At 60.8% G+C, this 12963-nt stretch carries 11 protein-coding genes; 5 read left to right on the top strand and 6 right to left on the bottom strand.

Annotated features, from left to right (window positions below; genetic code table 11):
* Nucleotides 1–7 precede the first annotated feature (7 nt).
* Complete coding sequence (gene lon, locus IFT47_RS01790) at nt 8–2425, top strand: endopeptidase La (protein WP_192171624.1); 2418 nt, start codon at nt 8–10, stop codon at nt 2423–2425.
* Between the two features lie 130 nt (nt 2426–2555).
* A complete protein-coding gene (locus IFT47_RS01785; RefSeq protein ID WP_192171625.1) occupies nt 2556–2948 on the top strand; it encodes a protease inhibitor I42 family protein in 393 nt (130 codons plus the stop codon).
* Nucleotides 2949–3033: 85 nt separating this feature from the next.
* Here the strand turns inward: IFT47_RS01785 and IFT47_RS01780 are convergent, their stop codons facing one another.
* The gene (locus tag IFT47_RS01780) at nt 3034–4830 is read right to left on the bottom strand and encodes a methyl-accepting chemotaxis protein (RefSeq protein ID WP_192171626.1); all 1797 of its coding nucleotides are present in this window, start codon (nt 4828–4830) and stop codon (nt 3034–3036) included.
* Nucleotides 4831–5046: 216 nt separating this feature from the next.
* Between IFT47_RS01780 and IFT47_RS01775 the strand changes: the two genes are divergently transcribed.
* The 3 genes from IFT47_RS01775 (at nt 5047) to cmoB (ending at nt 9022) form a co-directional block, all read left to right on the top strand.
* On the top strand, nt 5047–7167 hold the full coding sequence (locus IFT47_RS01775; protein WP_192171627.1) for a TonB-dependent siderophore receptor: 2121 nt from the start codon (nt 5047–5049) through the stop codon (nt 7165–7167).
* Between the two features lie 155 nt (nt 7168–7322).
* Nucleotides 7323–8066 carry a carboxy-S-adenosyl-L-methionine synthase CmoA gene (cmoA, locus tag IFT47_RS01770; RefSeq protein WP_192171628.1) on the top strand — a complete coding sequence of 248 codons (744 nt, stop codon included), beginning with the start codon at nt 7323–7325 and terminating at the stop codon, nt 8064–8066.
* Complete coding sequence (cmoB, locus tag IFT47_RS01765) at nt 8063–9022, top strand: tRNA 5-methoxyuridine(34)/uridine 5-oxyacetic acid(34) synthase CmoB (RefSeq protein ID WP_192171629.1); 960 nt, start codon at nt 8063–8065, stop codon at nt 9020–9022. The genes cmoA and cmoB overlap by 4 nt, the downstream gene beginning before the upstream one ends.
* 236 nt (nt 9023–9258) lie before the next feature.
* On the opposite strand, the gene pdxJ is transcribed toward cmoB, so the two are convergent.
* The 5 genes from pdxJ to IFT47_RS01740 form a co-directional block, all read right to left on the bottom strand.
* On the bottom strand, nt 9259–10014 hold the full coding sequence (gene pdxJ / locus IFT47_RS01760) for a pyridoxine 5'-phosphate synthase (RefSeq protein WP_192171630.1): 756 nt from the start codon (nt 10012–10014) through the stop codon (nt 9259–9261).
* A gap of 90 nt (nt 10015–10104) precedes the next feature.
* Nucleotides 10105–10794 (bottom strand): DNA repair protein RecO, encoded by a 690-nt coding sequence (gene recO / locus IFT47_RS01755; RefSeq protein WP_192171631.1) that lies wholly within the window; start codon nt 10792–10794, stop codon nt 10105–10107.
* Between the two features lie 202 nt (nt 10795–10996).
* On the bottom strand, nt 10997–11899 hold the full coding sequence (gene era, locus IFT47_RS01750) for a GTPase Era (protein WP_192171632.1): 903 nt from the start codon (nt 11897–11899) through the stop codon (nt 10997–10999).
* Entirely contained in the window at nt 11892–12581 is a 690-nt protein-coding gene (gene rnc, locus IFT47_RS01745; RefSeq protein ID WP_037014347.1) for a ribonuclease III, read from the bottom strand. The genes era and rnc overlap by 8 nt, the downstream gene beginning before the upstream one ends.
* A complete protein-coding gene (locus IFT47_RS01740) occupies nt 12578–12955 on the bottom strand; it encodes a DUF4845 domain-containing protein (protein ID WP_192171633.1) in 378 nt (125 codons plus the stop codon). Before IFT47_RS01740 ends, rnc begins: the two co-directional genes overlap by 4 nt.
* Nucleotides 12956–12963 lie beyond the last annotated feature (8 nt).

Genomic DNA, 12963 nt, shown 5'->3' with positions numbered 1-12963 from the left:
GTGCCCCATGAGCGACCAGCAGTCCGACGCCAACCAGCCGCACCCCGACGACGATCATGAGCACGAAATCCTCGGCTCCGACAACAAGCGCCTCGCCCTGCCCGGCCAGAACCTGCCGGATCAGGTGTACATCATCCCGATCCACAACCGTCCGTTCTTCCCCGCGCAAGTGCTGCCGGTCATCGTCAATGAAGAGCCCTGGGCCGAAACGCTGGAGCTGGTCAGCAAGTCTGATCACCACTCGCTGGCGCTGTTTTTCATGGACACCCCGCCCGACGACCCCCGTCATTTCGACACCAAGGCGTTGCCGGAGTACGGCACGCTGGTCAAGGTGCACCACGCCAGCCGTGAAAACGGCAAGCTGCAGTTCGTCGCCCAGGGCCTGAGCCGTGTGCGCATCAAGACCTGGCTCAAGCACCATCGTCCGCCGTTTCTGGTGGAGGTCGAATACCCGCACCAGCCCAACGAGCCGACCGACGAGGTCAAGGCCTACGGCATGGCGCTGATCAACGCGATCAAGGAACTGCTGCCGCTCAACCCGCTGTACAGCGAAGAGTTGAAGAACTACCTCAATCGCTTCAGCCCCAACGATCCTTCCCCGCTGACCGATTTCGCAGCCGCCCTGACCTCCGCCACGGGCGTCGAATTGCAGCAGGTGCTCGATTGCGTGCCCGTGCTCAAGCGCATGGAAAAAGTCCTGCCGATGCTGCGCAAGGAAGTCGAAGTCGCGCGCCTGCAGAAAGAAATCTCCGCGGAAGTGAACCGTAAGATCGGCGAGCACCAGCGTGAGTTCTTCCTCAAGGAACAGCTGAAGGTCATCCAGCAGGAACTGGGGCTGACCAAGGACGACCGCAGCGCTGACATCGAACAGTTCGAAGAGCGTCTGGTGGGCAAGACCCTGCCGCCCCAGGCGCGCAAGCGCATCGACGAAGAGATCAACAAGCTCTCGGTGCTGGAAACCGGTTCGCCGGAATACGCCGTCACGCGCAACTACCTGGACTGGGCAAGCGCGGTGCCATGGGGCGTGTTTGGCGACGACAAGCTCGACCTGAAACACGCGCGCAAGGTGCTCGATCAACACCACGCCGGCCTTGATGACATCAAGAGCCGTATTCTCGAATTCCTCGCCGTGGGCGCCTACAAAGGCGAAATCTCCGGCTCCATCGTGCTGCTGGTCGGCCCGCCGGGCGTGGGTAAAACCAGCGTTGGCAAATCGATCGCGGAATCCCTGGGCCGCCCGTTCTACCGTTTCAGCGTTGGCGGCATGCGCGACGAGGCCGAGATCAAGGGCCATCGTCGCACCTACATCGGCGCCCAACCGGGCAAACTGGTGCAGGCGCTGAAAGACGTGGAAGTGATGAACCCGGTGATCATGCTCGACGAGATCGACAAGATGGGCCAGAGCTTCCAGGGCGACCCGGCCTCGGCGCTGCTGGAAACCCTGGACCCTGAGCAGAACGTCGAATTCCTCGACCACTACCTCGACCTGCGTCTGGACCTGTCGAAGGTGCTGTTCATCTGCACCGCGAACACCCTGGACTCGATCCCCGGCCCATTGCTGGACCGGATGGAAGTGATTCGCCTGTCCGGCTATATCACCGAAGAAAAGCTCGCCATCGCCAAGCGCCATCTGTGGCCCAAGCAACTGGCCAAGGCCGGCGTGTCGAAAAATAGCCTGATGATCAGCGACAGTGCGTTGCGCGCGGTGATTGAAGGCTATGCGCGGGAAGCCGGTGTGCGGCAGTTGGAAAAACAGCTGGGCAAACTGGTGCGCAAGGCCGTGGTCAAGCTGCTGGACAACCCGGACACCGTGGTCAAGATCGGCCCGAAAGAGCTGGAAGCTTCGCTGGGCATGGCGGTGTTCCGCAACGAGCAAGTGTTGTCGGGCACCGGCGTGATTACCGGCCTGGCCTGGACCAGCATGGGTGGCGCGACGCTGCCGATCGAAGCGACCCGCATCCATACGCTCAACCGCGGCTTCAAGCTCACCGGCCAGCTGGGCGACGTGATGAAGGAATCTGCAGAAATCGCCTACAGCTACGTCAGCTCCAACCTGGCGAAGTTTGGCGGCGACAAAACCTTCTTCGACGAAGCCTTCGTTCACCTTCACGTGCCGGAAGGTGCGACGCCGAAAGACGGGCCAAGTGCCGGTGTGACCATGGCCAGCGCGCTGCTGTCGCTGGCGCGTAACCAGGCGCCGAAAAAAGGCGTGGCGATGACCGGCGAACTGACCCTGACCGGGCACGTACTGCCGATTGGCGGCGTGCGGGAGAAAGTCATTGCGGCGCGGCGCCAGAAGATCTACGAGCTGATCCTCCCGGAAGCCAACCGTGGCAACTTCGAAGAACTGCCGGATTACCTGAAAGAAGGCATTACCGCGCACTTCGCCAAACGCTTTGCGGATGTGGCGAAGATATTGTTCTAAGCACTGACCTCGCCTCAACGTGTGGGGGCGCCACCCTGGCCGCCCTCACACGTCTTGTGCGGCCCACCTGATTAGCATCTCTCCCGTCTTCGGTTATGCTCCCCCCATGTTGCCTATGACCGGAGCCTTCATGACCGCTGCCCGCTTGCTCGTCCCGCTCAGCCTCACCCTGCTTGCCGCTTGCGCCCAGGCGCCAAAACAGATTGTCTCCCTGGACGATCAGCAAGACTGTCCCCTTTCTCTCAAAACCGGCCAGACCCTCATGCTGATGCTGCCCAGCAATCCCACGACCGGGCACCGCTGGCTGATGCAAAACCCTGCGCCGTCCATCCTGAGCAGCCTGGGACCCGAGGTGTTCAATGCCTCCAAAGACGTAGGTTTGGTCGGTGAAGGCGGTCAGTCAGTCTGGCGCTACCGAGCCGCCAATCCGGGCACGGGTCACCTGATGATGGTCTACCAACAACCCTGGGCGCCGGAAGTGGCGCCAGCGCGCACCTTCGACTGCGTCATTACAGTGAACTGATCGCCCGCCCATTCCACGGCCGCCCGCAGGAAAATCGTTGCAGGCGAAGGGCTGATCAGTCGCTGAGCACTGGCATGAACCTCTGTCACTCGGCCAGTAATTGCGCAGCGTCGAAGCCCATGCGCAAGTTGCCCCAATGACGGCCTTCGAAGAAGAACGGCACGTCAATTTCGGTCATGATTTCGCCGGTGTCGCGCAGGTAGGTTTGCAGCAGGAAGCGCTGTTGGTTAGCGGCTGCGCGCAGGCCGATGGGGTCAGCGAACATGCGCTTGTTCCGGCACACCGGTAGGTCGATAGCTCGGTCGCCCGTAGGTTTTTTCGACACCCAGCTGTTGTTCACCGGGCAGTAACCCTTGCTGTCGACGATGAAGGTGACCTTTCCGCCCCGCGTGCCTTTGGTGAGCGCGTCGCACTCTTCCTGACAGATCTGCGCAAAGCGTTCGGTGTAGCTGGTCGTGTATTGCTTGGGATCAGTCCCGGGAATCAATTTGTAGTTCTGATCGAACAGGTTGACGCCCTCACGTTGCAGCGCCGCCAGACGCACCTGGAGCCGATCGCGGCAATGACTGGCGCGGGTAATGCCAGCGTCCAGCGCGCCATGCCCGAGAACAAACCGGCCCAGCAGCGCCTGGACCTTTTCCGCCACGCCCGACAGGTCTCGGGTGGCCGTGGCCGAATGCTGCATGCGCTGGTCGATGGACTGGCTGTCCGCATGAATCTGCGTGACGCGGTCGTTGATGCCGGTGTTGCTGTCGGCAAACTGCTGGATGTGCGAGGCGATGTCCTCAAGCTTCGTGTGAGTGGATTCGAAGTCGCCGATCATGCTCTCGAAATGCCCAGACGCGCGCTCGACCACTTTCTGGGTCTCCCGGGCACTGTGGCTGATCTGGGTGGTTTGCTCGTGGGTCGAGCTCACCTCCAGCAACATGGCGTCGATGTTCTGGGAAATATCCTCGGTGGCGCGGCTGACGTTCTGGGCGAGGGTCCGGACTTCGTCGGCAACCACCGCGAAACCACGCCCGCTCTCCCCTGCACGCGCCGCCTCGATCGCCGCGTTGAGCGCCAGAAGATTGGTCTGGGAGGAGATTTGTTGAATCAATCCGACAATGGATTTGATGCTCGACGAACGTTGGTTCAGCGCCGAAACCAGGGTGCCGAACTCATTCAGGCTGCTGGAAATCTCACTGATGTTGCCGGTCACTTCCAGCAATTCGGTGTAGGAGTCGCGGGCCATGCTGAGGTTCTGCGCGGTGGTCCCGGAAATGCCCTGAGTCTGCCGGGACACTTCGGCAATCCGACCCACTGCGTCGTTGCTCTGCTCCATGACTTCCTTGGCGAAGCGCGCCTGATGGGTCGCGCTGTCGCTGGAATCGCTGATGTTTTTCAGCGAGCGCGCGGACTCCACGGCAATGTGCACGGTCAACGCCTGAACGCTGCTGATGATCTCCCGCTGTTTGGCCAGAAACCGGTTGCAGGTACTCGCCAGCACGCGAATTTCATCGTGGGTCAACAGCGGCAAGTCCTTGGACAGGTCGCCCTCCCCGTTGGCAATGCCTTCCAGCGCCAAGCTCATCTGGGTCACCGGCCGCACGATCAAGTGCCGGAAATACCAGACCATGAAGCTGACCAGACACAGGGTAAACAGCGTGCTGCCCAGAATGGCATTGCTCAGCACATCGAGTTTGCCCTCGATCATGCTTAGCGTCTCCGCCGGCAACTGCGCGCCGCGCAACTGCAGAAGAATGTCCGCGCGCAGGCTCACGGCCACCCAGTACACCACGGCGCTCACCACCACGATCAGAAAAAGGCTCGACAGCTTCTTGGTCAAAGAATTGAAAAACTGCCTTTCGATGGACTCGTACAACGCCTTGAACGCATGCATGCCACGGTTCCCTGTGCCAGTAATGAAATGAGTTGCGAATTAAGGTGTTTCGACTGCCGGGGGGAAAGCTTTAACGCTGCGGGGGAAGGCACCCGGTCATGGCCAGCGTTGCAGCCAACACCGACGAATGGAATAAATGACATTGATTCTCAATTGTAACTTGCCGATAATTGAGAACCATCACCATTTGTTACATTCGCCGGAGCGTTGCCCGCCATGCGTCACTCGATCCCCTTTTGCCCAAAGGCCCTTTCGTTAATCGCCCTGAGCGTGCTCAACACAGCGAATGCCGAAGAGACAGTGCTCAGCCTGCCGGCCACTGACGTGACGTCAACCGCCACCTACGGCGACACCGGCAACCCGCAGGGCTACCAGGGCAAGCCCAGCAGCACCACCACCCGGCTGGACCTGACCAACCAGGAAACGCCCCAGGGTGTGACCAACATCAAACGCGAGCAAATGGATGACTTCAAGCTCAACAGCATCCGCGATGTGTTGACCAGCACCCCCGGCGTCAACGTGCAGAAAGTCGAAACAGACCGCACCTACTTCACCGCGCGCGGTTTCGACATCAACAACTTCCAGTACGACGGCACGGCGATGCCGATGACCAATGGTTTGCTGGTGGGCGATATCGACCTGGCGCCCTACGAACAGGTCGATATCGTGCACGGCGCCAACGGCTTGATGTCCGGGGCCGGCAACCCCTCGGCCACGGTCAACTTCATCCGCAAACGCCCGACTTACGATCCCCAGGCAAAGATCGACGTGACCGCCGGTTCCTGGGACAAACGCCGGGTGGACATCGACGTCTCCGGCCCCCTGACCGACTCGGGCAACGTACGCGGGCGGGTCATCTACGCCAACGAAAACGGCAACTCATACCTTGATCGCTACTCCCGCGAGAAGAACATCTTCAGCGGTCTGCTGGCATTCGACCTGAGCGACAGCGACACGCTGACCCTTGGTTACGAGGACCAGAAAACCAACGCCAATGGCTCAAGCTGGGGCGCACTGCCGCTGGTCGACGGCAATGGCAACGCCATTCATTACAGCAGCACCCATTCCAATATTTCCCAGCCGTGGGTGCATTGGGACGTTCACACGCAACGTGCGTTTGCCGAGTGGGAGCACACCTTCGCCAACGACTGGAAGTCGAAGCTGACCGTCGCCGGCGCCGAGCACCGCGAAGACACCGAGATGTTCTACATGTACGGCGACAGCACTTCACCCACCGGTTACACCGGACTGGGCTCCAAGTACAAAGACAAGAACCTCGAACTCAGTGGCGATTACTCGCTGAGCGGCCCCTTCATGCTCGGCGGTCGGGAACATCAACTCACGCTGGGGGCGAACGCTGCACGCCAGCGCAATCGCGAATCCTCGCAGTACGGTGACGTCCTCAACTACTCGCCTGTGACCCTTGAAGATGCGCTGCATGGCTACCTGCCGCAGCCGAATTACGTCGCTGCGTTACCCGCTGCGACCTCGAACTACACCGATCGCCAGAAGAGCGTTTACGCCGGCGCGCGTTTCAGCCTGACCGACGATCTGCATGTGATCACCGGCGCCCGCATGCTCAGCGCGGACAGCAATGGCGACAACTACGACGCGGCGCGAGAGGTGCGCATTCACGGCAAAGTCACGCCGTATGCCGGTATCGTCTACGACCTGACCCCCGAATACGCGCTGTACGCCAGTTACACCGAAGTCTTTAATCCGCAGTATTACCTCGACGGCCAAGGCCGGGTGCTCGATCCGCTTGAAGGCAAAAGCTACGAGGCGGGCATCAAAGGTCAGTTGCTGGACAAGAAGCTCAACGTCAGCGCAGCGGTGTTCCATGCCAAGCAAGACAACGTGCCGGGCAGTTCGACCTATGACGCCAACCTGGGCGGCTATGTCTACGAGGCGATGTCCTACGACAGCAGCGGCCTGGAGCTGGAAGCGTCGGGCGAAGTGGCGCCAGGCCTGCAAGTCAACGGCGGGTACACCTACGTCTATATCACCGACGACAACGACAGTCGTGCGCGTAAATTCATCCCGCGCCACGCCCTGACGTCGTCGATGACCTACCAGTTGCCGATGGCACCGAAGGTCAAGGTCGGCGGCAGCCTGAGCTGGCAGAGCAAGACTCAGAACGACGACTCGCCGGTCGCCCGCCAGGACGCCTACGCGCTCATCGGCCTGATGACCCGCTACGACATCGATCAGCACTGGAGCACCCAGCTCAACCTCAACAACCTCACCAACGAGAAATACCAACAGAGCCTTCGCTACAACCAGAGCAACTTCGGCGATCCACGTAACTTCACCGCGTCGGTGAGCTGGAGATACTGAGTTCACTGCTCATGTATCGGCCGCGTGCGGGCAACCAGACGCGGCTTTTTTATGAGCGGATCAGACGTCAGCACACGAGCGATGAGATGAGGTTCCAGCCGAGGGACGGAATTGGCTAAAATGCCGCACTTTTCGCTTCGTACCCCGGAATCGCCGTGAGCCCAGAACCCGACCGCCTATTCGCCCAGCCGCTGCCCCAGGTGCCCGACTTCGCCTTCAACGAAGACGTCGTGCGGGTTTTCCCGGACATGATCAAGCGCTCGGTGCCGGGCTATCCGACCATCGTCGAAAACCTCGGCGTGCTCGCGGCGCAGTTCGCCCAGCCCCACAGCGTGCTCTATGACCTGGGTAGCTCATTGGGCGCCGTCACTCAGGCATTGCGTCGACATGTGCGCACTGAAGATTGTCGGGTGATCGCCATCGACAACTCGTCGGCCATGGTCGAACGCTGCCGCGAGTACCTCAACGCTCAGAACTCGATGTATCAGGAGCTGCTGCCGGTGGAGGTGATCGACGGCGATATCTTGAATCTCGAGTTTCAGCCCGCCTCGGTGGTCGCGCTGAACTTCACCCTGCAATTCATAGCGCCGGAACAACGCCTCGCTCTGCTGACGCGTATCCGCCAGTCGCTGCTGCCCGGCGGCGCGCTGATCGTGTCGGAGAAGCTGCGCTTTGATGACACCGAAGAGCACGCGCTGCTCACCGATCTGCACGTCGCCTTCAAACGCGCCAACGGTTACAGCGAGCTGGAGATTGCGCAGAAACGCAGCGCCATCGAAAACGTGATGAAACCCGACAGCCTTGAGCAACACCGCGAACGCCTGCTGGCCGCCGGTTTCAGCAAAGTCGTGCCCTGGTTCCAGTGCCTTAATTTCGCCTCGTTGATTGCCCTGCCATGATTGATCTCGCTCCCCTGGTCCGCCGTCTGGCGGGCACGCCACTGTATGCCTGGGCCCAAGGCCTGCAGGCGCAACTCGACGCGAAGATGGAAAAGGGTCATGGCGACCTCGAACGCTGGCAAGGCGCGCTCAATGCCTTGCCAAACCTGACGCCAAGCCGCATCGAGCTGAAGAACGATTTCATCCTCGACGCCGACTGCGATGACGCCACCCGCGAGCAGACTCGCGCCGCGCTGATGGGCCTGTCGCCGTGGCGCAAAGGGCCCTTTGATGTGTTCGGCGTGCACGTCGACACCGAATGGCGCTCGGACTGGAAATGGTCGCGGGTGTCGCCGCACCTTGATCTGAAAGGCAAGCGCGTTCTGGACGTCGGCTGCGGCAACGGCTATTACCAGTGGCGCATGCTGGGCGCTGGCGCCGACAGCGTGATTGGCGTCGATCCCAACTGGCTGTTCTTCTGCCAGTTCCAGGCCATGCGGCGCTACCTGCCGGACCTGCCGGCGTGGCACCTGCCGTTCACCCTGGAAGATCTGCCGGCGCGGCTTGAAGGATTCGACACGGTGTTTTCCATGGGCGTGCTCTATCACCGCAAATCGCCCGTCGATCACCTTCTGGCGCTGAAGGACTGCCTGGTCAAAGGCGGCGAGCTGGTATTGGAAACCATGGTGGTGGAAGGCGACGCGAATCAGGTGCTGGTGCCGGAAGACCGCTACTCGCAGATGCGCAACGTGTGGTTCCTGCCGTCAGTGCCCGCGCTGGAACTGTGGCTGCGCCGCGCGGGCTTTGTGGATGTGCGCTGTGTCGACGTCAGCACCACCACGGTGGAAGAACAACGCGGCACCGACTGGATGCGCTTTCAGTCGTTGAGCGACTTCCTCGATCCGGCGGACCACAGCAAAACCGTGGAAGGCCTGCCGGCGCCGCGGCGTGCGGTGATTGTGGGGCGCAAGCCGTAACCCGACAAAAGCGCTATTGCGCGCGCTCATTGAACATGACAACACCGCAGATGTCAGTGCGGACAAATCACCCGTGGGAGCGACCGGGGTGGCGCTCCACCTTGCTCGCGAAGGCATTCTGTCTGCCGACATAGTGAGTGAGAGTGCCGGCCTATTCGCGAGCAAGCTCGCTCCCACAAAGTTTGTGTCTGCTGCACGAAAGCGGAGTGTCAAGACGATGCGCAATCCCCTATCTGTCATTTGTCCTGAGCAGAACCCGCCGCTGCCAGAATCAACGCCTTCATCTCTGACACGGCCGACTTGAAGCCGACAAACAAAGCATGGGCCACCAGCGCGTGGCCGATGTTCAGCTCGTTGATGCCCTTGATCGCCGCGACGGCTTCAACGTTGTGATAGTGCAAGCCATGGCCGGCGTTGACGATCAGGCCCTGGGCCAAACCGAAGGCGACACCATCGGCAATGCGCTTTAGCTCTTCGGCGATGGCCGCCGGGGTTTCAGCGTCGGCATAACGGCCCGTGTGCAGCTCGATGGCCGGCGCGCCAACTCGGGCCGACGCTGCGATCTGGCGTTCATCGGCGTCGATGAACAACGAGACTTCGCTGCCGATGGCCGACAACCGCTCCACCGCCACCTTGATGCGCGCTTCCTGACCGGCGACATCCAGCCCGCCCTCGGTGGTCAGTTCCTGACGGGTCTCCGGCACCAGGCAGATATGCGCAGGCCGAATGCGCTCGGCAAACGCCATCATCGCTTCGGTGACGCCCATCTCGAAGTTCATGCGCGTTTGCAGCACGTCTTTCAGCAGCAACACATCGCGCTCCTGAATGTGCCGACGGTCCTCCCGCAAATGCACGGTGATGCCGTCGGCGCCTGCTTCTTCAGCATCCAGCGCTGCCTTGACCGGATCGGGATAGCGCGTCCCGCGGGCCTGACGCAAGGTAGCAACGTGGTCGATGTTCACGCCGAGCAGAATGCGAGTGCTGTGGGTCACGGGGTTCTCCTGATTACTGTGGCGGTGCCAGCCAATGGGTGGCTGATTACGCACGCGAGGAAGGATTTTCTAGGTTTGCGCCGCCGGACGCTAGAGTTTGCGAAACAATTCACGGCTGACCAACGGGCGCCCGCCCAGATGCACGGCCAGGGCCTGGCGCATCAGACGCTTGGCCGCGGACAGCGCGCCCGGCGAACTCCAGTCTGCTTCAGACATCGCCTGCAATTCGGCGCCCTGGAACAATCCGGGCTGAAACAGATAAACCCGCTCAAGGCCGGCATCCACCTGAAGCCGGTACAGGCCATCACTGGCCAGTGGATCGCCGTTGACGTCCGCGTCCAGCGCAAAACCGTAACCGAGATCGTCCAGCAGCCGCCATTCGAACGAGCGCAGCAACGGTTCCAGCGCGCGCCCCTCGGCCAGCGCCACAAGCGTCGCGGCGTAATGTTCGAACACGCCCGGGTGCGGGTCTTCGGCGGGCAGCAGGCGAATCAGCAGCTCATTGAGATAAAGACCGCTGAACAGCGCCTCGCCTTCCAGCCACGTGGCGACGCCAGCGCCTTCCATTCGCCCCACATTCTTCAACTCGCCCCGCCCGCGAAACTCGACTTCCAGCGGCACAAACGGCCGCGCCATCGTCCCCGCCTTCCCCCGCGCGCTGCGCAACACCGCACGCAAGCGACCCTGCGGGGTAATGAAGTCGACCAGCGCGCTGTTTTCGCGGTACGCACGGCTGTGCAGCACATAGGCGAGCTGACCGACGGGAAGGGTTTGTGACATGGCTATCTCGATGAAAGAACGCGGCCGGACGGGCAATCTTAAACGACTGTGGGAGTGAGGTTACTCACGAAAACCCGGCTCCATCCGCTGGATAGCCAGCGGCTGAAATACCGTCTTCGTGAGCAAGCTCACTCCCACAAGGTTGGATCTGCTGCGCGGCAATGTGGGATTTCCCCACAGAGCAGCGGTGTCGGTCGGCGTCTTACAAGTCGCCGTAACCCAGCGAACGCAACGCGCGCTCGTCATCAGACCAGCCGCCTTTGACCTTGACCCACAGGTTGAGCATGACCTTGGAGTCGAACAGCACTTCCATGTCGCGGCGCGCATCCGAGCCGATACGCTTGATGCGCTCGCCCTTGTCGCCAATGATGATTTTCTTCTGCCCGTCGCGCTCGACCAGAATCAGGGCGTGGATGTGCAGCGTCTTGCCCTGCTGCTTGAATTGTTCGATCTCGACAGTGATCTGATACGGCAGCTCGGCGCCAAGCTGACGCATGATCTTCTCGCGCACCAGGTCCGCGGCGAGAAAACGGCTGCTGCGGTCGGTGATCTGATCTTCCGGGAAGAAGTGCTCATTCTCCGGCAGATGGTCGGCAATGACCTTTTCCAGCGCTTCCAGGTTATGCCCCTGCTGCGCCGAGATCGGGATGATCTGGGCATTTGGCAGTTGCTCCTGCAGCCAGGACAGATGCGGCATCAGCGCGCTCTTGTCTTCGATGCGGTCAGTCTTGTTCAAGGCCACGATCAACGGGCCGGTCACGTACTGCACGCGCTCGAGGACCATCTGGTCTTCTTCGGTCCACTTGGTGCGATCGACCACGAAGATCACGACGTCGACGTCTTTCAACGCTGCCGAAGCGGTCTTGTTCATGTAACGGTTAAGCGCTTTGTCGCTGTTTTTGTGCATGCCGGGCGTATCGACGTAAACCGCCTGTACCGCGCCTTCAGTCTTGATCCCGAGCATGTTGTGCCGGGTCGTCTGCGGCTTGCGCGACGTGATCGCCAGTTTCTGGCCGAGGATGTGGTTCAGCAGTGTCGACTTGCCCACGTTTGGCCGGCCAACAATGGCAACATAGCCACAGCGTGTTGCAGGTGAATCAGTCATTGCCATTCTCCACACCCAGGGCGATAAGGGCTGCGGCCGCTGCTACCTGTTCGGCGATGCGACGGCTGACACCTTGTCCCCGGCTTTTTTCATTCAATAAAGAGATCTCGCATTCGACGAAAAAGATTCGGCAATGCGGCTCGCCCTGGATGTCCACCACTTCATAGCGCGGCAGGTCACAGGCGCGTGACTGAAGGAATTCCTGCAGCCGTGTTTTCGGGTCTTTGTTGGTGTCGACCAGCGTCAGGGTTTCGAACTCGCTGGCCAGCCAGGCCAGCACGCGATCCCTTGCCATGTCCATGCCGGCGTCGAGGTAGATCGCACCGATCAGGGCTTCCAGCGCGTCGGCCAGAATCGACTCCCGGCGAAAGCCGCCACTCTTCAACTCACCCGAGCCCAGGCGCAGGTACTCACCCAGATCGAAACCACGGGCCAGCAGCGCGAGGGTCTCGCCTTTCACGAGGCGGGCACGCAGGCGGGACAACTGACCTTCGCGCGCCTGGGGGAAACGCTCGAACAGCGCTTCGCCGGCGACGAAGTTGAGAATGGCATCACCGAGGAATTCCAGACGCTCGTTGTTGCGTCCGGCAAAGCTGCGGTGGGTCAGGGCCAGGATCATCAGTTCCTGATCCTTGAAGGTATAGCCGAGCTGACGCTCCAGGCGACTTAATGAAACGCTCACGGTTTACCCACGCTGAATTCGTGGTCGAACTTGACCACCAGATCGATGTTCTGGATCAGTGGTTCACGTTTTTCATACTTCAAATGGGCGAGGAACCTGTTGTTCTCCGTCGTCACAGTTAACGCCTTGTTCAAATCCAAATCCCGAATGTTATTAACCAGCATGCCTTTGGCCACGTAGGCGTTAAGGTCACCGGCGTTGGTGATGTCTGCCGTGCGATCAGTGCCGGCACTTTCGATGATTTTCTTCATCGACAGGTAGTCCATGTAGTGCGGCACGATCTTGGCGGCAGCACTTCCGACAAAGGCCAGAATCGCCAGCAACACCAGCCAGCCGATGAACGACAGGCCTTTTTGCGGACCGGCAGACGTCATGGTTGCTT

This window comes from Pseudomonas sp. CFBP 13711 (assembly GCF_014842265.1).
Classification (GTDB): domain Bacteria; phylum Pseudomonadota; class Gammaproteobacteria; order Pseudomonadales; family Pseudomonadaceae; genus Aquipseudomonas.
This window is presented reverse-complemented; position numbering and strand designations above follow the sequence as displayed.